This is a genomic window from Micromonospora maris AB-18-032 (genome assembly GCF_000204155.1).
GTDB classification, from domain to species: Bacteria; Actinomycetota; Actinomycetes; order Mycobacteriales; family Micromonosporaceae; genus Micromonospora; species Micromonospora gifhornensis.
On record NC_015434.1, the window covers coordinates 6,506,048 to 6,526,479 of the forward strand.

The 20,432-nt window shown below is 68.7% G+C and carries 23 protein-coding genes and 1 tRNA gene; 17 read left to right on the plus strand and 7 right to left on the minus strand.

What is annotated here, in order from left to right; all coding sequences use genetic code 11:
• Positions 1 to 611: 611 nt before the first annotated feature.
• Complete coding sequence (locus VAB18032_RS33265) at positions 612 to 1,493, plus strand: hypothetical protein (protein WP_013736457.1); 882 nt, start codon at positions 612 to 614, stop codon at positions 1,491 to 1,493.
• Positions 1,494 to 1,565: 72 nt separating this feature from the next.
• On the opposite strand, the gene VAB18032_RS28780 is transcribed toward VAB18032_RS33265, so the two are convergent.
• On the minus strand, positions 1,566 to 2,336 hold the full coding sequence (locus VAB18032_RS28780; protein ID WP_013736458.1) for a CPBP family intramembrane glutamic endopeptidase: 771 nt from the start codon (positions 2,334 to 2,336) through the stop codon (positions 1,566 to 1,568).
• 141 nt (positions 2,337 to 2,477) lie between these two features.
• On the opposite strand from VAB18032_RS28780, the gene VAB18032_RS28785 reads away from it, so the two are divergent.
• Entirely contained in the window at positions 2,478 to 3,596 is a 1,119-nt protein-coding gene (locus VAB18032_RS28785; protein WP_013736459.1) for a globin domain-containing protein, read from the plus strand.
• 260 nt (positions 3,597 to 3,856) lie between these two features.
• On the opposite strand, the gene VAB18032_RS28790 is transcribed toward VAB18032_RS28785, so the two are convergent.
• Entirely contained in the window at positions 3,857 to 5,371 is a 1,515-nt protein-coding gene (locus VAB18032_RS28790; protein ID WP_013736460.1) for a peptide deformylase, read from the minus strand.
• A gap of 334 nt (positions 5,372 to 5,705) precedes the next feature.
• On the opposite strand from VAB18032_RS28790, the gene VAB18032_RS28795 reads away from it, so the two are divergent.
• Positions 5,706 to 6,428, plus strand: coding sequence for a hypothetical protein (locus VAB18032_RS28795; protein ID WP_050814805.1), 723 nt, complete (start codon positions 5,706 to 5,708; stop codon positions 6,426 to 6,428).
• Between the two features lie 48 nt (positions 6,429 to 6,476).
• Here the strand turns inward: VAB18032_RS28795 and VAB18032_RS28800 are convergent, their stop codons facing one another.
• Positions 6,477 to 8,300, minus strand: coding sequence for a hypothetical protein (locus VAB18032_RS28800; RefSeq protein ID WP_043722326.1), 1,824 nt, complete (start codon positions 8,298 to 8,300; stop codon positions 6,477 to 6,479).
• 210 nt (positions 8,301 to 8,510) lie between these two features.
• Here VAB18032_RS28800 and VAB18032_RS28805 point away from each other — a divergent pair, with 210 nt between their 5' ends.
• Complete coding sequence (locus tag VAB18032_RS28805; RefSeq protein ID WP_013736463.1) at positions 8,511 to 9,221, plus strand: class I SAM-dependent methyltransferase; 711 nt, start codon at positions 8,511 to 8,513, stop codon at positions 9,219 to 9,221.
• A gap of 119 nt (positions 9,222 to 9,340) precedes the next feature.
• Here the strand turns inward: VAB18032_RS28805 and VAB18032_RS28810 are convergent, their stop codons facing one another.
• Together VAB18032_RS28810 and VAB18032_RS31960 are read right to left on the minus strand one after the other, a co-directional pair.
• Positions 9,341 to 9,874 (minus strand): YbhB/YbcL family Raf kinase inhibitor-like protein, encoded by a 534-nt coding sequence (locus VAB18032_RS28810; RefSeq protein ID WP_013736464.1) that lies wholly within the window; start codon positions 9,872 to 9,874, stop codon positions 9,341 to 9,343.
• A 97-nt stretch (positions 9,875 to 9,971) separates the two neighbouring features.
• Positions 9,972 to 10,073, minus strand: a tRNA-Ser gene (locus VAB18032_RS31960).
• Positions 10,074 to 10,236: 163 nt separating this feature from the next.
• Between VAB18032_RS31960 and VAB18032_RS32210 the strand changes: the two genes are divergently transcribed.
• Both VAB18032_RS32210 and VAB18032_RS31965 read left to right on the plus strand, forming a co-directional pair.
• The gene (locus tag VAB18032_RS32210) at positions 10,237 to 10,377 is read left to right on the plus strand and encodes a hypothetical protein (protein WP_157626877.1); all 141 of its coding nucleotides are present in this window, start codon (positions 10,237 to 10,239) and stop codon (positions 10,375 to 10,377) included.
• Positions 10,378 to 10,953: 576 nt separating this feature from the next.
• The gene (locus tag VAB18032_RS31965; RefSeq protein ID WP_148272351.1) at positions 10,954 to 11,913 is read left to right on the plus strand and encodes an LPO_1073/Vpar_1526 family protein; all 960 of its coding nucleotides are present in this window, start codon (positions 10,954 to 10,956) and stop codon (positions 11,911 to 11,913) included.
• 50 nt (positions 11,914 to 11,963) lie between these two features.
• Here VAB18032_RS31965 and VAB18032_RS28815 read toward each other — a convergent pair whose 3' ends face one another.
• Together VAB18032_RS28815 and VAB18032_RS28820 are read right to left on the minus strand one after the other, a co-directional pair.
• Positions 11,964 to 12,659 carry an HAD family hydrolase gene (locus VAB18032_RS28815; protein WP_013736466.1) on the minus strand — a complete coding sequence of 232 codons (696 nt, stop codon included), beginning with the start codon at positions 12,657 to 12,659 and terminating at the stop codon, positions 11,964 to 11,966.
• The gene (locus tag VAB18032_RS28820) at positions 12,656 to 13,522 is read right to left on the minus strand and encodes a GntR family transcriptional regulator (protein ID WP_043722330.1); all 867 of its coding nucleotides are present in this window, start codon (positions 13,520 to 13,522) and stop codon (positions 12,656 to 12,658) included. The genes VAB18032_RS28815 and VAB18032_RS28820 overlap by 4 nt, the downstream gene beginning before the upstream one ends.
• Before the next feature lie 340 nt (positions 13,523 to 13,862).
• Between VAB18032_RS28820 and VAB18032_RS28825 the strand changes: the two genes are divergently transcribed.
• The 11 genes from VAB18032_RS28825 to VAB18032_RS28875 all read left to right on the plus strand — a co-directional run bounded on the left by VAB18032_RS28825 (position 13,863) and on the right by VAB18032_RS28875 (position 20,432).
• Positions 13,863 to 14,111, plus strand: coding sequence for a DUF6284 family protein (locus tag VAB18032_RS28825; protein WP_043726049.1), 249 nt, complete (start codon positions 13,863 to 13,865; stop codon positions 14,109 to 14,111).
• Positions 14,111 to 14,485, plus strand: a complete 375-nt coding sequence (locus VAB18032_RS28830) for an RRQRL motif-containing zinc-binding protein (RefSeq protein ID WP_013736469.1) — start codon at positions 14,111 to 14,113, stop codon at positions 14,483 to 14,485. The genes VAB18032_RS28825 and VAB18032_RS28830 overlap by 1 nt, the downstream gene beginning before the upstream one ends.
• Positions 14,486 to 14,514: 29 nt before the next feature.
• Positions 14,515 to 14,823 carry a hypothetical protein gene (locus tag VAB18032_RS28835; RefSeq protein ID WP_043726053.1) on the plus strand — a complete coding sequence of 103 codons (309 nt, stop codon included), beginning with the start codon at positions 14,515 to 14,517 and terminating at the stop codon, positions 14,821 to 14,823.
• Complete coding sequence (locus tag VAB18032_RS28840; protein ID WP_013736471.1) at positions 14,823 to 15,488, plus strand: NUDIX domain-containing protein; 666 nt, start codon at positions 14,823 to 14,825, stop codon at positions 15,486 to 15,488. Before VAB18032_RS28835 ends, VAB18032_RS28840 begins: the two co-directional genes overlap by 1 nt.
• Positions 15,489 to 15,505: 17 nt before the next feature.
• A complete protein-coding gene (locus tag VAB18032_RS28845; RefSeq protein WP_013736472.1) occupies positions 15,506 to 16,318 on the plus strand; it encodes a hypothetical protein in 813 nt (270 codons plus the stop codon).
• A 90-nt stretch (positions 16,319 to 16,408) separates the two neighbouring features.
• Positions 16,409 to 16,840, plus strand: a complete 432-nt coding sequence (locus tag VAB18032_RS28850; RefSeq protein ID WP_013736473.1) for a DUF3307 domain-containing protein — start codon at positions 16,409 to 16,411, stop codon at positions 16,838 to 16,840.
• Positions 16,841 to 16,927: 87 nt separating this feature from the next.
• Entirely contained in the window at positions 16,928 to 17,158 is a 231-nt protein-coding gene (locus tag VAB18032_RS28855) for a hypothetical protein (protein ID WP_013736474.1), read from the plus strand.
• A 95-nt stretch (positions 17,159 to 17,253) separates the two neighbouring features.
• Positions 17,254 to 19,464, plus strand: a complete 2,211-nt coding sequence (locus VAB18032_RS28860; protein ID WP_013736475.1) for a P-loop NTPase family protein — start codon at positions 17,254 to 17,256, stop codon at positions 19,462 to 19,464.
• A 142-nt stretch (positions 19,465 to 19,606) separates the two neighbouring features.
• Positions 19,607 to 19,855: a hypothetical protein gene (locus VAB18032_RS28865; protein WP_013736476.1), complete on the plus strand. Its 249-nt coding sequence runs from the start codon at positions 19,607 to 19,609 to the stop codon at positions 19,853 to 19,855.
• Positions 19,852 to 20,139 (plus strand): hypothetical protein, encoded by a 288-nt coding sequence (locus tag VAB18032_RS28870; RefSeq protein ID WP_013736477.1) that lies wholly within the window; start codon positions 19,852 to 19,854, stop codon positions 20,137 to 20,139. Before VAB18032_RS28865 ends, VAB18032_RS28870 begins: the two co-directional genes overlap by 4 nt.
• Positions 20,139 to 20,432, plus strand: coding sequence for a hypothetical protein (locus tag VAB18032_RS28875; protein ID WP_013736478.1), 294 nt, complete (start codon positions 20,139 to 20,141; stop codon positions 20,430 to 20,432). Before VAB18032_RS28870 ends, VAB18032_RS28875 begins: the two co-directional genes overlap by 1 nt.

The window sequence follows — 20,432 nt, forward strand, 5'->3', positions numbered from 1 at the left end:
GGTGGTCCTGCAGACCACCGCGCCCGAGGATACAGGTCCGCCCCGGCCGGGAGCAAAGCGACTATCGGGTGCCGCTCGACCGTGGCCGTGCGGGTGGGGAACGTGACCGCTGTGCGCTGCCGTTTTCCGGACTACGCTCCATCGACATGCAGGAGCAGCCGCCCAGCGAGCAGGACCGCCCGAAGTCTGCCGAGGGAGCACGTCGGCGCTCCCCGGAGGCGACCTTCACGCCACCTCCGGCACCGCCCGCCCCGACCCCGGATGAGCGGAACGAGCCTGGTGGGGCACGTCCTCGGCGGGCGAAGGCGGCTCCCGGCGTGCTGTTCCAGCCGCCTCCCACTGCGGAGCAGCCGCTGCCGCGTCAGGCGCGGCCAGCCTCGTCCTCACCCGCGCCGCCGCCGTTCGCGGCCACGCCGGTCGACGTCGGCGAGACGCGGATCACCGATTCGACCTCGGGTACGGGGAGACCTCAGCTCAGTGGCGAGGAGGGCCGGCCGGAGTCTCCGACAACTCGGCAGGCTCCCCGCGCAGCGAGGAAGGCCACCCCGAAGAAGGCGACGCCGGCGAAGAGAGCTACGCCCGCCAAAAGAGCGACTCCTGCCAAGAGCGCCGTGCCGCCGAGCACCACGGTCGAGGACGCCGACGTCACCGGGACGAGCGCTGCGAAGAAGGCACCAGCACGCAGGGCCGCGTCCGCGAAGGCGGCCCCGCAGCCGCTCGCGGCCAAGAAGACACCGGCCCGCAAGGCCGCCGCCCAGCAGACCACACCCACAACCACAGCGGCCGAGCCGGTCCTGACCAGCAGCACGACTGCTGACCGGGCCGGGGACGCTGGCAGCAGCACCGGCGGGGTGCCGGAGGTGGAGTTGCGGGCGCTTGTGGCGCGCGTACTCGATCATCCGGGGTTTGCGCCGGAGTTGCTGGCGCTGACGGCGGTCGAGGTGCTCGGGCCGCGCGCGGCGCAGTGGGCGCGGCGGCTGCGGGAGACGTACCCGGAGGCGAGCGCGGACGGTCTGGCTCGGCTGGCCGGTCAGCGGTTCGTCCGGCAGGCGACGGTCGGTGGGGCGGGTGCCGCGTTGGCCGGTGCCTTCGCGCCGGTGGTCGAGTTGGCCGTGGTGCTCTGGTCGCAGGCGAGTCTGGTGCTGCACCTGGCGGCGGCGTACGGCCGGGATCCGGCGCATCCGGACCGGGCGGCGGAGCTGTTGGTGTTGACCTTGGTGCATCCGGATCTGGAGGCCGCCCGTTCGGCGCTGGCGGCGGCCCGCGCGGCCGACGGGCCCGGCGAGGAGCCCGGCCCACGGGCGGTCGAGGCGGCCTGGCGTCTGGCCGCTCCCCTGACCGCCCAGGCCGGCGGCTGGCTGGTCCTGCGCCTGGCTTCCCGCCTCATCCCCGGCGCCGCTCCCCTGGCCGCCGCCGTCACCACCTCCACCGCCACCCAACGCCTCACCGCCCGGGCCCTCACCGCCTACCGCCCACCCCGAAGCCAGAGTTGATCAAGAGGTTTGCGTCAGGTCAGGCACCGCCACAGACGCAAACCTCTTGAGCAACCACGCAGAAAAAGGGGGTCAGAGCCAGGTTAGCCAGGAGTCGGGGACGAGGGTGTAGCCGACGAAGGCGACGATGTCGAGGAGGGCGTGGGCGATGATGAGGGGCATCACGCGGCGGGTGCGCAGGTAGAAGTAGCTGAAGACGATGCCCATCACGGCGTTGCCGACGAATGCGCCGAAGCCCTGGTAGAGATGGTACGAGGCGCGGAGCAGGGCGCTGGTGGCGATGATCGCGCCGACCCGCCACTGGAGTTGCCGCAGCCGGGTCATCAGGTAGCCGACCACGATCACCTCCTCCAGGATCGAGTTCTGGAAGGCGGCGAGAATCAGCACCGGCACGGCCCACCACAGGTCGGGCAGCGCGGCCGGGACCAGTGTGGCGTTGAGACCCAGCTGCGCCGCCGCCCAGAACAGGACCAGGCCGGGCAGCCCGATCAGCGCCGCCAGCCCGGCACCCTGCGCGAGGTCGGGTCCGGGCCGCCGGAAGTCGACGCCGAGGGTCCGCGCCGGGTCGCCGGGGTCACGCGCCAGCAGGTGTACGGCGAGCAGCACCGGCAGCAACGCGAAGACGATGCCGAGCAGTTGGTACGTGAGGTCGAGGTACGGCCGAGCCGACGCGGAGGTGTTGAGCGCGGCGGTCTGCTTCGACAGCCCACCCTCGGCGGTGAGCTTCGCGATGATCGACACCGTGGCGTAGACGGCCGACTGGCCGAGGGAGAGGCCCAGCACCAGAAGTGTTTCGGTGCCGAGCATCCGGCGGGACGCCGGTCGGGTGAGCTCAACGGTCACCGCACCACTCTGCCGCACTGCTGGCACCCGGGTGCCACTGAGCCGGCCTCACGATGCGATCGCACATTCTGTGCGACCTTCATACACGCTCCGTGGACATTCTATGAGGGCCCGAACCGCCGTCAGAGAAGGAGCGCCCCCGTGGACAACTTCGCGCGGCTACTGAAGGAGAGTTGGGCCCTCGTCGAGGCCGACCGGGTCCGGTTGAGCGAGCACTTCTACGCCCGGCTCTTCCTCCTCGATCCGGAACTGCGCAAACTCTTCCCGGTACAGATGGCCGGGCAGGGCGACCGACTGCTGGAAGCGATCATCGCGGCGATCCACACGGTGGACGACCCGGAGGGCTTCGACGAGTTCCTCCGCGCGCTCGGCCGGGACCACCGCAAGTACCACGTCGAGGCGGCGAACTACGACACCATGGGCGTGGCGCTGTTGGACGCGCTGCGCAGCACCGCCGGGGACGGCTGGAACCTGGAGTACGACCAGGCGTGGCGGGACGCGTACGCGGCGATCAGCGAGAAGATGCTGGCCGGCGCGGCGGCGGACGACAACCCGCCGTTCTGGCACGCCGAGGTACTGACCCACGAGCGGTACGGTCCGGACACCGCCGTGTTCACCTGCCGGGCGCTGCAACATCCGCTCACCTGGAAGGCGGGGCAGTACGTCAGCATCGAGGCACCCCGCTACCACCCTCGGGTGTGGCGCACGTACTCGGTGGCCAACGCCCCGAACGACGACAACGTGCTGGAGTTCCACGTCCGTACGCCGGAGGGGGCCGGCTGGGTCTCCGGTGCCCTGGTCCGCCGGGTGAAGCCGGGCGACCTGCTGCGGGTGGCCGCCCCGATGGGTTCGATGACCCTGGACCGCTCGTCGGATCGGGACGTGCTCTGCGTCGCCGGGGGTGTCGGGCTGGCCCCGATCAAGGCCCTGGTGGAGGAGTTGGTCAGCTTCAACCGGACCCGCTGGGTGCACCTCTTCTACGGCGCGCGTACCGAATCCGACCTCTACGGGCTGGACGGGTTGCGCGACCTGGTGGCCGCCCACCCGTGGTTGTCGGTGACCGCCGCCTGTAGTGACGACCCGGACTTCGACGGCGAGCACGGCGACATCTCCGATGTGGTGGCCCGCTACGGCCCGTGGACGACACACGACTGCTACGTCTCCGGCTCGGCGGCCATGGTGCGGTCGACGCTGCGGGTACTCGCCGCCGACGACGTCCCGCCGCAGCACACCCGGTACGACACCTTCGGCAATCTGTAGAGCTTTTCTCCCCCCGAACCGGGGCGCGTGCCCCTGCCCCCTGGGGCACGCGCCCCGGTCCCCCGAACGGGCGGACCGGCACCGCCCGCACGACCACGCCTGGCCGGCGTCGTTCCCACCCGGACCAGGCGTGGTCGTGCAACAGCAAACGCCACCCTGGCCGGCGTCGTTCCCACCCGGACCAGGCGTGGTCGTGCAACAGCAAACGCCACCCTGGCCGGCGTCGTTCCCACCCGGACCAGGCGTGGTCGTGCAACAGCTCAGTAGCGCCAGGGGTGGCCGGTTTCGCGGTATTCCTCGATCGGCACCAGCGGCACGCCGGGTGCCATCCGGTCGACGTACAGCCGGCCTTCCAGGTGGTCGATCTCGTGTGCCACCAGGCGGGCCATGCCGAACTCGAACGAGGTGATCACACGCCGGCCGTCGAGTTGGGCGTGCTCCACGTCGAGCCGGAGCGGGCGCGGCACCAGACCCCGGTGGTCGAAGAAGGAGAGGCAGCCCTCGTACTGCTCGTCGGTGTCGGGTGCCGCGTCGACGACCCGGGGGTTGAGCAGCACCAGCGGCTCGGCGGTGCGGTCGGGTGGGCGGATCACGGCCGCGGCCCGGCCGATCTCCAGTTGCGGGGCGGCGATCCCCACTCCCTTGGCGAACGGGTGCAGTTCGTCGAGGCGGGCCAGCGCGTCCGTCAGCCGATCGATGACCTCCCGGGCGGCCCGCGCCTCGCGCGGCAGGTCGAACGGGCGGGCCGGTTGCCGCAGCAGGTCGGCGCCGCGTTGCAGAATGCCGAGCCCGCGCATCCGCTCGGAGGGCCGGATCCGCTCGCCCTCCGGTTCGGCGTCCGACTGGGCCCGGAAGCGCCACTGCATCCGGTAGCGGGCGTTCAGCGGCGGGTCGTCGGTCGCCCATTCGAAGATCGCCCGGTCACCCTCGTCGCGCCGGGCGACGGCCCGGCGCAGCGGGCCCTCCTCCGCCGACAGCGAGGTTTCCGCGCCCCAGACCTGCGGATCCAGCTCGGCAGGCAGGTCCAGGCGTACGGCGAGGTGCCGGGTCGGTACGCGGACCGCCCGCTGGAACCACGGCCCCCACTTGTCCCGCCCGACGGTGTACGTGTACTCGATGGTGGCGCGGTGACCGGGGTAGAGCGGGAAGCGCCGTTCGCCGTTCTCGAAGAGCAGCCAGATCTCCTTGAACGCGTCCCGGTCGTACTTGGCCCGCCAGTGCATGGCCTCGCGTTCGCCGGATTCCTCCCGGTAGGCCCGTAGGCCGAGTTCGGCGAAGGTGAGCGGGCGTTCCCGGTGGTGCCGGTTGGAGCGGCCAGGATCGTTGGGGTAGCGGTCCACGGCGACCCGTACCAGGTAGCGGGTGATCGGTTCGGTGCCGGCGTTGTACAGCTCCCGGCGGATCAGGCAGCGGTACCCGTCCTCGGTGTAGGTGAGGATGCTCGACTCGTTCTCGACGATCAGCCCGGTGCCCGGCGGGATCCACCGGCCGCTCGGGTCGGGCTCCCGCGGGTCCCGTTCGGTGCGGGCGTGGCGCAGGTGGTCGTACTCCCGGAAGCGTTGCCAGATCGCGCCGCTGGCATCCAGGACGGCCTCGGCGCGCCGGGCGAAGTCCTCGGTGGGTCGGTGCCGCCGCCCTTCGACGTGGCTGACGTACGACGGGTCGAAGCCCATGAGCGTGGCCAGCTGTTTCTTGGACAGACCCCGCTCGGTGCGGTGGCGGGCGAGCTCGGCGGCGAAGGAGTCGGCAGCCCGATCGAGCGGTGAGGTCGTCATCAGCTTCCTCGTGGCCGGGAGTACCAAAACTTTCACGTTCAGTGGCCGGACGTGTACAGGACTGGCACCTTCTCGACAGGACGCTTGACGGCTGGGCGATTCACCCCGATACTGCGTCGCGTTTCCCGATGAACACGCTGGGTAACCGCGTGTCGCGCTTCCCACTTGTTGCCTCTGTAACTGCCTCCGTCGAGGGTTACCACCACCGGCAAAGTGTGGTTAGGCTAGCCTTAATTGAGGATCTCGGACGGAGGTGGAGCAGGTGACAGCCGTACTACCGGCGCACGCCGCCTCCTCGACGGCTCTCGATCCGGTGACCGCGACCCTGCGGGCCATGTTCGGCACCGATGTCCTCCCCGGGCTGGCACCGGGGCTGCTGGTCGTCGACGAGGCCGACTGGGCCCCGGCCGCGACCCTCGCCGACGGCGGTCGGCTGCCGGAGCTGCTCGGTTCCGCCGCCCGACTCTGGGGTGGCAGCCCGCACGCCTCCGCCGCGCTGGCCTGGAAGGCGTACAGCTACTGGGCGGCGTTGCCGGTGGTGCTCGGCTGGGCGGTCGCCCGGCGCGTACCGCTGCTCGACGCCGACAGCACGCTCATCCACTTCGCCGACCCGCACACCCTGATCACCCTCGGCCTGCGCCAGTCGGCCCGGGTCGCGGTGCTGCCGGCCGATCCGCTGGTAGTCACCGAGCCACAGCGGGTCCAGGTGGTGGCCGACGAGCAGGAGCTGCTGGCGACACTGCGGGCCGCCCTGCTGGAGGCGCACCTGTCGCCGCTGATCACCGCGATCCAGGGTGAGGTCCGCATCGGCACCCGTACCCTGCTCGGCTCGGTGGCCTCCGGCATCGCGCACGGATTGCTGACGGCTTCCGACAGCGTGCCCGGTTCGACTGTCGATGCGATCGACACCCTGCTCGACACGCTCGGCCTGGCCGATCTGGTGGAGCTGGTGCCCGACGCGGACGGCAAGCCGACCGTGCAGCGGCGCACCTGCTGCCTCGCCTTCACCCTGCCCAAGCCGAAGGTGTGCCAGGGCTGCTGCCTGCGCACCGCCTGACGGCCCACCGGCCTTCATCCTCTCAGTCGGTCAGCGGCCTTCACGCTCTCAGTCGGTCAGCGGCCGGACATCCCAGACCCACACACCGCCGGTGTGCACCGGCTCGATCCCGGTCAACTCGGTCATCGCCTGGCGCAGCGCGTCCGCGCGCTCCTGCGGGGCGAGGACCACCGCGCCGGCCCGCCAGTAGCGCAGATCCTCGACCGCCTCCCGCCGATTCTCCGCGGTGACCGGTGGCACCTCGCCGCTGCGCCGGACGGTGGCGACGAAGCTGCTGGTCGGGCGGGGTGGCGCGCCGAACAACGCGATCCGGTCCTTGCCGGGGCGGGTGTCCGGGCCGAGGAAGTAGCCGCGGGCGATCGGCATCTCCAGCCGGGTCTGGGCGGACCAGCGCAGCGGGTCGGCGTACTCGGTGTCCGGCAGCGGCAGGGTGACCAGGCTGCGGCCACCGGCCAGGTAGGGACGCCAGGCACCGGAGGTGACGAACTCGGGGGTCGGATCGAGGCGCTTGGTCGGCAGCGGGGTGGGCAGCACCGGCACCAGCGCCATCGCCAGTACGGTCACCGTGCCGAAGCGGATCTGCGAACGCCGGGCCGGATAGCGGGCCGCCAACTCCCGGGCACGCTCGGCAGCGTAGGCGAGCAGCAGCCCGATGATCGGTGTGATCGCCAGCGCCCAGCGGGTCGGCACCACCGAGTGCAGCACCGGCAGGTCCTCCAGCAGCGCCCACGGCGCCGGTATGCCGGTCCCCTCCCGGTCGAAGCGGATCTCGCGGCCGAGGGAGAGCACCGCGAAGAGCACGCCCAACGCGGCCAGCGCGAGCACCACCACGTTGCGCCGCAGCCACCAGACCACCGCCGCCATCAGGATCACCAGCGGCCAGCCGAAGAAGGAGTTCTCCTCGGTGGGGTTCTTGGCCAGGCCGGTCGCGCTCCGCGCGTCCCCGGCCAGGGACTCCCGGGCGTACGCGACGAACGAGGCCAGGTCGGTGGAGTAGCCCCGGATCACCCAGGACAGCCCGTTGTAGGCGCCCGGACCGAAGAACTGGACATACAACGGGTACGCCAACAGGACCACGGACGCCGCCGCGGCGATGCCGAGCCCGGCCAGGAAGGTACGGGCCCGGCCGCGTAGTGCGGGTCGGGCGAGGGCCAGTGCCACGATCACCACGCCGAGACCGATCGCGGTCATCAGCAGGATCTCCAGGTTCAGGAAGGCCTGCCAGACGATCACCAACGCGAGCAGGAGGCCGTTGCGCAGCCAGCGTCCCCCGTCGGCCAGCCGCACCGTACGCCAGATGATCAGGGGTACGACGTACTGCGACACGATGTTCGGGTGCGCGTTCGCGTGCGAGATCATCGCCGGCGCGTACGCGCAGAAGGTGGCGCCCAGCCAGGCCGGGCCGCGCGCGCCGACGAGTACCCGGGACAGCACGAAGTACCAGGCGGTCGCCGTGGCGATCATCCCCAGCGTGAGGAATACCAGGAACGCGGTACGGGTGCCGAACAGCAGGGTGACAGGCGTCATTGGCACCGAAACAGACAACACCGAGGTATTTGCTACCAGATTGACTGTTTCGGGGACGTTCATCCGGTCCGACGAGAAGGGGTAGGCAAATTCGGTCACGACCCGCGCGCCGTGCGCCATCATCCATTCGAATTGCGCCATATCCGTCTTGTTGTCCCGAATGCCGTGTGTGGGATTCCACCACATCCGGGCCGTCACCCAGAACGCCAGCAGCACGAAACTCGCCACGGCGGCGACGTCCTTCCACCGCCCTGACCTGCTGAAACGCCTGGTGTCCCGCAGCTCGCCCGGCGACTCTCCCGCCCCGGACTCCTCGACGTGGCGACCCGATTCAGGAGTAGTCATAACAATTCGCAGCGTAGTCGGCCAATCAGGCCGTCGTGCAGGGTTCGGGTCACTCGCGTAACATCTGCCAAGTTCGCTGACCACCACCGATCGTGCACCTAGCCCCCGACCAATTCGGTTGTGCCAGACCCCGACAATTCCGTCACGCCGGGCGGATGGTTCACTCAGTCGGTCCTGGCGCGGTCGAGTCGTATCGTGAGGAATCGACGCATGACAGAAATCACTGGGGATCAGCGCATACAGTCCGAGGTCCTGGAGGGCCTCGCCACCGCGGTCAACCACCGACGCTGGTTCGTCGAGCTGGCCGTGCCCTACCTCGGCGACAACCCGATCGAGATCGGCAGCGGTCTCGGCGACTACGCGCTGGAGTGGGCTGAGCACTTCCCCCGGTTCACCGCCACCGAGGCCGACCCGGACCGCCTGGTCGCGCTCAAGGAACGCCTCGCCGACCGGCCCAACATCGAGGTCCGCCAGATGCTGCTGCCGCACTCGGAGCAGGGTGACTACAGCGCGGCGGTGTCGTACAACGTGCTGGAGCACATCGAGGACCACGTGGGCGCGCTGCGCAGCATGGGCGAGCTGGTCCGGCCGGGCGGCGCCGTGGTCATCATCGTGCCGGCCTTCCAGTTCGCGATGAGCCCCGCCGACATCGCCACCGGCCACGTCCGCCGCTACACCAAGAAGACCCTGTCAGCGGCGATGACCGAGGCCGGCCTACGGGTGGAGAAGATCCACTACGCCAACGCGCTCGGCCTGATCGGCTACTTCATGGCCACCAAGGTCTTCCGCCTGATGCCGAAGGAGGGCCCCATGGTGAAGGTCTACGACACCCTGGTCCTCCCCGCCACCAAGGCCGCCGAACAGGTCCTCCTTCCCCCCTTCGGCCAGTCCGTCTTCGCCGTAGCCCGCACCCCTGCCTAACCCACTCCACACGCACCCTCCCCGCGGCGCTCCCCCGCCGCGTTGATCAAGAGGTTTGCGTCTGGATCCGGCCGGATTCTGACGCAAACCTCTTGATCAACTGTGTCGGTGGGGAGGGGTCAGGGCGTGACCTGGTAGGTGGGGCGGATGGTGGCGCGGGCGAGGGTGTGGAAGGTCAGGTTGAAGCCGACGTACGCCGGGGTGGCGTCCGGGGTGACGTCGAGGCGCTCCACGTCGAGTGCGTGGACCGCGAAGACGTACCGGTGGGGGCGGTCACCGGGCGGCGGGGCCGCGCCACCGAAGCCCTGCTCGCCGTAGTCGTTGCGGACGGTGAATCCGCCGCGCAGGTCGTCGTCGGCGACCCCCCGCGGCAACTCGGTCACGTCGGCCGGCAGGTTCACCAGCACCCAGTGCCAGAAGCCGCTACCGGTCGGCGCGTCCGGGTCGAAGCAGGTCACCGCGAAACCCTTGGTCTCGGCCGGAAAGCCCGACCAGGACAGCTGCGGTGAGACGTTGCCGCCGCCGGTGCTGCCGTGCGCGTGCGCCGCGTCCATCGGCTCACCGTTCTGGACGTCCTGACTGGTCAGCGTGAACGAGGCGACCGTCGGCAGCAGCTCGTACGGGTCCGGGGCGATGGGACGTTCCAGGGTCATCGAGTCAGGTCCTTCCGATGCGGGTGGCGTTCTGCCGCCCCCTTCATACCCTGTGACCCGCTGGCATTCGTGAAACCCGCGCTGTGTCAGCCCAGTGAGCGGAGGGTGTGGGATTCGAACCCACGAAGACATCGCTGCCTTACCGGTTTTCAAGACCACGAAGCGCACGGCGCTGACCTGCTGTTTTGCGAGCCACCGCCACCTATGCGACACGAATGCGGCATAGATGCTGCTCGGACGCTGGTGTCGCGCTCGAATTAGTCGTACGCCTGTGCTAGAAACCAGCAAGGTTCGGATGATCCATAGGAGGTGATCATCCCCGTATCAAGGTAGGAGGACGCATGGATCCGAAGAGGTTGATCATGAGTCTCGCTGTTGGCGCGGTGGCGACCTGGGCCACCGGCAGGATCGTGAAGGAGTTGAGGGTTCCTGCCTACGCGGCACCGCTTGTGGGCACTGTCGTCACCATGGCCGCCAACAGCGCCGCCAAGCGGCTGCGCTGACGGATGACGGGCCGCTTTGCGTAGCTGCGGCGGCCCGCCAGCCAGTCACGCCGCCCAAGTCGCGCTGGCTATCTGGGTAGATACCGGTCCGGTTCTGCGCAGAGCACCAATTAAGCGTCGGGGCGCGCCGACTAGGCGAGGGCACCCACTCAGCCCTTGACCGACTAGGTGCAAGACAAATCCAGGCATCAGGGATGCCGTATGCGGTGATGGGATTGCTACCATCCCCGATGGAGTGCAGCCAACTTGACTCGCTCGGGATCATCACTTCCCCCTACTGTCACCGAAAAGAGGAACTTCAGTGGAATGGCTTTTTCAGGGCTTGGGAACCCTCCTGGTTGGAATTGTTCTTGGCGCAGCAGGCGACCGTCTTTGGATAAAGGTAAGCAATCGGTCATCGATCCGCCAAAACCAGAAGGCGGGAAACAATTCCGTACTCACTCAGTATGGGCATGATGTTACGCTTGGTCGACCCGAAGACACAGTCGCAGAAAAGAGCGGCGACAACAAATGAATGCTAAACAAAGTCAGCGCGGGGGCCATGGTGCCACCCTGATTCAGGTTCACAATTCCGGATTGTCATATCCAGATGTTCGCGAAATCGCCTTAGACGTCTTCAGGCAGAACTTTGTGACCCTCGCAGGCGACGCCTTTAAAGTGGCGCAGCAACGTGCAGAGCGAATCACCGAAGAGTTCCTTGAGGCGCTTAGGAGAGCCCACCCCCAACACCTCTCCATTGCCGCTGACCCCGCTTTTCAACGATCCCTTTTCAAGGCACAGGAAGAGTATGCATGTTCGGGAGATGAAGAAATTGCTAAGGTCCTGGTTGGACTTCTAGTTGATAGGGCCAAGGAGAGCGCAAGAAGCTTGAGACAGCTCGCACTTGCTGAGGCGCTGGTCACAGTTCCGAAGATCACGTCGAGACATATCAGCACGCTGTCGCTAATCTTCCTCCTGCGACACTTAAAGGTATCTGGCTTTACGAGCTTCGAGGCGGCAATTTTCGAACTTAGAGAGAAAATTCAGTCAGTCCTGGAAGCTCTAGAAGACTCAGCTAGCGACGAGGAAGACTTGCGCTACCTGCAGTACGCGGGATGCATCCAGATGGGCAGATCGACCATGCTTTCAGTAGCCTTTTGGGATGAGGTTCCCTGCTTGATCTCTCAAGGCGTTACCCGTGATTGCATCCTAGATGAGTGGATGCCCGCCTTCGTTCCTCACCCGCACCACCCAGATAGATTCGCTGTCCCTATCACAGATATTGCCGATCTCCCTAGTCATCTGAATCGCGTCGGGATTGATGGCGCACATCAAGAGGCCATCGCATCTCTTGCCACATCAAACACCCTCTCGGAGAATGATCTGTTCGATTTCCTCTCAGAAGGCAGCAAGACATCACGCCGCCTGTTTAATCTCTTTGACGGCGAGCTGATGAGCGCCGCAAGCCTTACCGCAGTCGGACTGGCGATCGGTCACGTTAAATTAGCAATGATAGATGCGTCGCTCCCTGGGCTGGAAGAGTGGTTGAGAAGCTAGTCCAGCCAGACTCAAATGAATCATTCCGAGGCCGACGCCGGGAGAGTGGCTTACGACAAAGATCGCCCAATTAGCAAGCCAGCTATCTCACCCATGCTCGCAATCACCACGTCCGCCCCCGCAACTTGGAACGCCTTTAACTTGATCGGACGATTCACGTAACCGATCACCTGCACTCCAGCGGCCCGTGCCCCGTCGATATCAGAAATCGAATCGCCGACTAGGACGCATCTGTTCGGACGCTCGCCGACAGCGCGCACGGCTTTCAGAATCGGTTCCGGGTTGGGCTTCATCCGATCCGGTTCGGCGTACGCCCGGCCGACTACCAACGAGACATGAGCGGCGAGCCGGTGCGCTACAAGGTAGGCGTTCACCGCGCCGGCTGAGTTGTTGCTGACTACCGCCACCGGCATCCCGGCCTGCCGGGCCGCCACGATTACTTCACGCCCATAAGGCGTGGGTTCGGCAGTCTCAACGGCCCGGCGTTCGGCCGCGCAAAGTGCGTCTTCTATGGCCCGCGTGACGTCCTGGTCGCTGGCCGTGCCGGTACGACGTAGCACTTCAAGCGGGTCCGGCTCGCTGGCTAGCTCCGGCGGCACGTTGACCCCGTGCTGCCGCAGTACGTCGACCAGCTCGGCGGCAATCTGTGGTGCGGGGTATCCGGCGAAGATGCTGCACACCGGTCCGTCGAAGTCGAGTAGCAGCGCATCAACGTCGCCGAGCAGTCGACCGAGGTCGGCGTTCATGCGTCGTACCGGTAGGCGATGGTCGACCACACCGAGTCGAACCATTGGCGGGATGCTTCCACAAACTGTGTGCCGTGTGAGGTGTCGTCGTCGGTTACGGCGTAGTGGAACAGCGGCACGTCTTTGCCCATGAGGTCATAGATTGCCATCGGCTCGCCCTTGATCGATACGGTGCGCTCCGTGACAGGGTAGAAGCCGTAGAAGACTTCCTCGCCGTTGAGGATGTAGAGCTTGAACAGCGGGGAGGCTCGGTGCATCCGCACCTCAACGGTGGCCGACCGGACTAGGCCGAGGTCGCCTAGTTCGGTGACCTGGTCGATGATGCCGTCTGCGGCGCGGCGGGTGATTCGTTCGGCGCGTTCGCGTACCGCCGGATCGTCGGCCTGTGTCTCGGCCCGTGATGGCAGCGCCATCGGCGCGGCCATGTCGGAGATCAGGACTCGCACGGCGATCGTCTCTGGTGCGAGTCGACCGACGCGCACCTTGTCGAGTGCTTCGGCAAGCGCATCGCGCAGCGTCTCACCAGAGAAGCCGGCGAAGTCGATGGTGACGTAAGGTCGCTCGAACGCGGCTTCGATGTGGGGGCGTAGCTCGACGGCTCGCTGTGTTTGTGCTCGGACGAACGCGCCGCTTCCCTGCCTGGACACGATCAGTCGCTCTGCCCGGAGCAGGTCTAGGGCTCGCTTGACGGTCTCTCGGGCTACGCCGTAGCGGGTGGCTAGCTCTGGCTGAGACGGCAGCTTGTCGCCGGGGGCGAGTCGGCGCGTGAGGATGGCGGCTCGCAGCTTGTTCGCGATCTGCTGTGACGCCTGTTTCGGGTCGTCGGGGTCTAGCTGGCCGAGGAAATCAAGGCTTTCGGTCACAACTTCACACTATCGCTGACTAGCCAAGTTGAGGAAGTTCGCCGCGCCCCCTTGACCTGACTAGCCAAGCCGGCTTACGTTCATCGCGTCGCACCTGGCTAGCCAGGAACGATAAGCCGGTTGGTTGCTGCGTCGGCGTTGCGGCTTTGGCTGCGGCGTTCGCGAACAGGCCGCCGTGTGGCAGTTCGTTGACAACCGCATCGGGCCGCACCTCCCACCGAAAAGGTGCCGCGCACGGCCCATGGTCGCCGTGCCTTCAATCCCGTGCTTGCTGCGGCGGTGCCTGCTGTTCCTGGTCGGCACCGCCGCACTTCCCATCGACTCGACCCGGAGGTTTCCCGTGCGGAAGCACCTCGTTGCCGTCACCGCCGAGCCGACCGCCGCCGACCTGGCCGCGATCGACACCGAGTGGCCGCTGATCGCCGCTGAGCTGGACGTGTTGGACGCGCAGATCACCCTGATCTACGCCGAGGACCACGGCGGCCCTTCGCCGCTGGACTGGCGCAGGCTGCGCCGGGCCGAGGCCCGCGTGACCCGCGCCGCCGCCGACCTCGCCGACCGCACCACCGACCCGCGCCGCGCGGCCTGATGTCCCGCATCCGTGCCGCCTACTACGACCCGGACGGGACGAAGTACGGCATCCCTACCTACTGGTGGCGCGGCGCACCGCCGGGCTACGCCACCCGCCGCCAACTGCGCGCCGCCGGCCTACGCCCCGGTGGCCAACCCATCGCCGCGCAGATCCTCTGGCGCGGCGTCGGTGGCACCCGCACCGCCTACCTGTACCGGGTCGACCTGGCCCGACCGAAGCGCACCGCCACCCCCGCCCAGCTACGCGCGATCGACGCCGCGTTGACCGCCCGCCGCACCTGCCGTGTCTGCGGCGTGGTCCGGCCGTACTGCATCCCGCGCTCGCTCGGCGAGTGCGTCGACTGTGCCTACCCCGAAGGAGAGTCCGCGTGAACACCCCCCGCAAGACCCGACGTGCCGTGATGGCCGACATCCTGCTGCTGGCCGACCCCACCGAGATCCGCACCCACACCGACGGCGTAGCCCTGGCGGTGTCCTTCGACCGCATCGCCGAACTACGGTCCTGGCTGCACCTCGCCGGACTCAACACCCCGGACACGCTCACCGCCGAGCACACCGGCACCACCGACGACGGCCGCCCCTGGCAGGTCATGTACGCCTACCCGACCCTGCACGGGTGGGAGATCTACGCCCACGCCAAGGAATACACCACCGGCGGTGACCTCGACCCGACCACCATCGACCGGCTCGCCGCACTGGCGGTGGCCTAATGACCGCCCGGACGTTCACCCATCCGTCCGTGCTGGCCGGTATCACCGCCGGAGCGGCGTGGGCCGATCCGACCATGAACCCCGCCGACATCGACTGGACGGCACGCCGCGCTACCGCCGCGATCCCGTTCCCGCTGGTCGACGGACGGCCGGTCAACCCGTACGCGCCGACCGGCATCCGCTACGGGCGCAACGAACTCGGCCACTGGGGCGAGCAGCAGTGCGCCGACGCCATCGTCACCGCTACCACTGACGACATGCGGTGGCTGCTGCTGATCGAGCGCGGCGACGGGCACGGGTGGGCGCTGCCCGGCGGCTATGTCGATCCCGGCGAGGACCCCACCGCCGCCGCGTTCCGCGAACTGGCCGAGGAAACGGGCCTGACCGCTGACCCCACCGACCCGTGGGTGAGGACGCTGCCGGCCCGCTACGTACCCGACCCCCGCGCCTCCGACGAAGCGTGGATGGTCACCACCCCCGTACGCATCGACCTCGGCCAAGGCTGGCACACCCCACCACCGGTGACCGGCCGCGACGACGCCCGCCGCGCCGCCTGGATCGCCGCCGCCGACTACGCCAGCCTCACCGCCCACCTGGCCGACACGTACGGCGGGCAGGTGTTCGCCGCCCACCGCGACCTGATCGCCGACATCCTCACCCGCTGACCGGAGGACAACCCGTCATGACGGCCCCCACCCTCAACGGCACCCGCTACCCACAACCCATCGAAACGCTGTTGCCCGCCGCCCGCGCCCTGGACCTGCCCGATGGGCAGCAGTTCCCGTCACGCAACCGGCTGATGCGCGAGTTCCGCATCGGCGCACCGAAGGCCGATGATCTGTTGGCCCGACTGCGAGCCGAGCAGACCCACACCGACACCGAGGCACCGGCCGTATCTCGGTTGGACTACGCCGAGCCGATCGGCCCGGACCCGGCACCGGTGCCGGCCGTGCCCGAGCACACGCCGCCGGCCGCCGAGCCGCCGGTGATCGCGCCGGCCGCGCCGATTGCCGAGGCCACGCCGGTCGGTCACCCGGACACGCCCACCCCACCGGCCACCGGCAAGCCGGCCCGCCCGGCGGTGGTGTGGCCGGTGATCCTGCTGGCGCTTCCCGCGTTCGTGGCTATCTGGTCCGGGTGGGTCGGACTCGGCGGACTCACCGGGTTCGGCGTGGTGCACCCGCTACCCGGTATCGCCGACGGGTTCGCCATCAACACCGCGATCACCCTGCCCATCGGCGTCGAAACCTACGGCGCTTACGCCCTCTACGTGTGGCTGTCCGGCCGCGTGCCCGACCGGGCACGCCAGTTCGCGAAGTGGTCGGCCATCGCCTCGCTGCTGGTCGGCGCGCTCGGCCAGGTGGCGTATCACCTGCTGGTCGCTGCCGGAGTGCAGGTAGCCCCGTGGTGGATCACGACCGCCGTCGCCTGCCTGCCGGTGGCCGTGCTCGGCATGGGTGCCGCGCTGGCGCACCTCGTTCGCTCCCACGACTAGCTACGCCCGGCAGCGCAGCACGGTTCCTAGGCCAAGCGCTGCGCTGCCGGCCTCACCCCTCAACCCTCACGGACCTTGGGAGAGACACCCATGCTCGCAGACCCGACCGGCGCGCACGCCGCCGCCTTCGCGGCCGTGTTCGCCACCCTCTACGCCGCACACCAAGTCGCCGACCACTGGATTCAGACCCAGCACCAGGCCGACTGCAAGGGACAGCCCGGATGGTCCGGCCGTCTCGCGTGTGCCGCGCACGTGGCCACCTACACCGGGACGGCGGTGCTGGCGTTGGTGTTCCTGATCGCCGGCACCGGCCTCCGCCTCGACCCCTCCGGGGTGGCAGTCGGACTCGGCATCTCCGCCGTCACGCACTACATCGCCGACCGACGCACCCCGCTGCGCTGGATCGCCGACCAGCTCCGTAAGTCCCCGGCCTGGCTGGACAAGGCGGGCGGCATGTACGCCCTCGATCAGTCCTGGCACGTCGGGTGGCTGTTCATCGCCGCCCTGTTCTGCGCGGTCTGACAGCTTCCGCCGCCACCGGCTCATCACCCGGTGGCGTGCGGTGGCCGCCAGACCCGCTGACGGCACCAACCGGAAGGACACCCACCTGTGGCGATCTCGTCCTGCGACCAGTGCGGCAAGGGCTTCCGCAGCGTCTCCATCGACGACACCGGAACCCTCGCCATCTGCACCGCCGGCCACTACAACTTCGACCCCACCACGACCAGCACCAGCACCAGCACCAGCACCAGCAGTGTGCAGACCGGCGCGGTGCAGGTGAACGGCCAGTCCGCGATCGGCAACGGCGCAATCGTCATCGGCCGCCGCAAGCGGCGCTGACCCCACCCGGCGGCACGGCCCACCGGCCTCGCAAACCACGAGCCGTGCCGCCGGCCCCCTACCGATCCGACAGACCCGTGGGAGGAACCCCCATCATGACTGCCCCCAATGACGACCGTTTCGACTGGCACGCCGCAGAAGCCGACCTGACCGAAGACACCACCGGACCGGGTGCCGAGGTGGTCGACCTGGACGACGCTCGCGCCCGCCGTGCTCCCCGCCCCCGCCCACCGGCCGACACCGCCGACGCCGACGCCGCCGAGGATGCGGAGACGGTTGACGCGGGACCGGAGCGTGTCGGTGGGCCGGTGGACATGGCCGACGACATCCCCGCCGAGGTGGTGGCTCGGCAGCGTGAGCGTCGGCCGATCCTGGCCGAGTGGGCGCGTTCCGGCCGTGCCCTACGCGCGGCCGTGAAGCACCAGGCCAAGGACGCCGGGTATGTGGTCGCGTATCACGGTGTGCGGTTGCCGAAGTACGCGGTGAAGGCCCTGGCGTGGGCACCGATCGGCGCGGTCCGCAGCATCGGCCAGGCCCTGCGCTGGGCCGCCGCTGAGGAAGGGAACTGGCATCTACGGCAAGCCGCCGCGTCCCGGGGTGACGCGGACACCTGGTTGAAGTTGGACGCGCGCCGGCAGCGCCAGAGCGTGTGGCGGTGGTGGGTGCTCGCGGCCGGAACCGCGGGGACCGGAACCGGGGTCATCGTGCTCGCGGCTGGGCCGGGCTGGTGGTCGGCGGTGGCCGGTGCGGTGGTGGTGCCGTGGCTGGCGACCCGTGGCCGTCCGGCGGACCGGCCGATCACGGACCGGGTGACCGAAGGCACCCGCTACCGCAAGCTGACCGCCGAGCTGGTGCGTCGCGCCCTCACGTCGCTGCAAATGCCGGCCATCAACAGCGCCGTTGCCAAGGACCCGAAGGCCATCAGCTTCCCGGTGGACATTCACCGGGACGGCCCTGGTCACCTGGCCGTGGTCGACCTCCCGTATGGGGTGGAAGCCGCCGAGGTGGTCGCCCGCCGAGGCAAGCTGGCCTCGGCGATGCGGCTGCCCCTGGATCAGGTGTGGCCCGAACCCGCCCCCGGTCACACCGGCCGCTTGGCCTTGTGGGTCGGGTATGAACCGGCGTCGCAGATGAAGCAGCCCGCCTGGCCGCTCCTGGCCAGCGCCGTGAAGGTGGATGTGTTCAAGCCGTTCCCGTTCGCCACCACGCCCCGCCTCGACGTGGTGAGCGTGGATCTGATGTTCCGCAACTTCCTGTTCGGCGGTCAGCCCGGTTCGGGGAAGACGTTCGCGTTGCGGGATCTGATCCTGGCCGCAGCCCTCGACCCCCGCACCGAGATTCGCGGCTACGAGTTGAAGGGCGTCGGGGACTTCGCCGTGCTGGAACCGGTCATGGCCGAGTACGGCAACGGCTTCGACGACGACACCCTCGCCCGCTGCTTCGCCTTCATCGAGTGGCTGTACGAGGAATGCCGCCGCCGCTCCAAGCGCATCGAGCACTACGCCCGACTCGGGAAAGCCCCGGAGAACAAGGTCACCCCCGAACTGGCCTCGCTCAAAGGCTCCGGCCTGCATCCGTTGGTGGCGTGGTTCGATGAGTTGCAAGAGCTGATGACCAGCAAGTACGGCAAGGACGCCGGAGAACTCTTGGAGAAGGTCATCAAGCTGGGCCGCGCCCTTGGGGTGATCATCCTGATCGGTACGCAGATCCCCGACAAGGACAGCCTGCCGACCGGCATCACCCGCAACGTCAACTCCCGGTTCTGCCTGTCCGTGGCTGACCAGACCGCGAACGACATGATCCTCGGGACGTCGGCGTACAAGAACGGGTACCGGGCCACCGTGTTCCAGCCGGTCATCGAAGCCGGGTGGGGCATCCTGCGCGGCTTCGGGCCGAAAGCGTCGGCGGTGCGGTCGTTCTACGTCGACACCACCGACGCCGCCCGCATAGTCACCCGCGCCGTAGCGCTGCGCCAGAGCGCCGGGACGCTGCCGAAGCCGGACGAGCAGACCCGCGACATCGCCCCGGTAGCCGACGTGCTCGGCGACCTCGCCCAGGTGTGGCCGGGCGATGAGAAGTCGGCATGGAACGAGACGCTGTGCGGTCTGCTCGCCGAGCTGCGACCCGACGTCTACGGCGGATGGGAAGCCGCACAACTCACGACCGCACTCAAACCCCACCCGCTGATCAAGGTCGCCGATGTGGGTCGGCGGATCGACGGCAAGTCGGTCACCCGGCGCGGCATCAAGCACACCGACCTCTTGGCCGCGATCGCGGAGCGTGACCGGAAGCGATCCGCCGGCTGACCCGCCCGCAGGGTGCTAGCGCTAGCGGCGCGTACTGCTAGCGCTAGCACCCCCGCTAGCACCCAAACCGAATCATGAGCTGCCCTTTAGCGGATAGCAGCTCACAGCCGTTCACGCCCAAAATCCGGCCCTGGAGGCTGCCGTGGACCCCCTGACCATCGCCGCTATCACCCTCACCACCATCCCCACACTGATCACGCTCGGTTACGGCATCCTGTGTTGGATCTCGCCGTTCAAGACCTGCCGACGGTGCGCCGGCACCGGTCAGACCACGACCCGTTTCCTGCGTCGGCCGCGTGCCTGTCGCCGCTGCGACCGGGGCATGAGGTTGCGCACCGGACGGCGCGTCTACAACGTGTTTCACCGGCTGCGCGCCGAGGCGCACCGATGAACCGCCGGACCGGGCACACCGACTGGTGCGGCCGGGACCACCGCTGCAACCTCGGCGAACACCGATCGCCGGAAATCGTGGTCGACGCCGGCCGGGCGCGTGCCGTACTGGTCCGCGTTCGCACTGCCGCAGGCCGCGACCACGCCGAAATCCGCATCCGCGTCGCCCTCTCCCCGACCGAGGTGGCCGCCCGCCGTCAGTTGGTCGGGCTACTCGACGACCTGCGCCAGGCCGTCACCCGCGCAGCCATCGCGGCACGGCCCCGACCTCGGCGGGCCGCCTGATGCGCGGGTCGCGCCGCGACGGCGCTTCCCCGCGCGACGCCCGACTGTCCGGGTTAGAGGTATGGCTCACCGGCACCCCCGCCGAACTGGACGCCGCAACCGCCGCGCTCACCACCGCCGGACGAGTCATCCAGGCCGGCACCCGCCGCCCACTGACCGGCACTGATGCCAGCCGGCACCGCCTCTACCTACGCCTGTCCATCGCCACCGCCGCACGCCCATCCGGCCGCGCGTCGGCCACCGGCGGCGCGGCGCTACTCGACCTCGACACCGCCCGCCGCAAGACCGCCTGA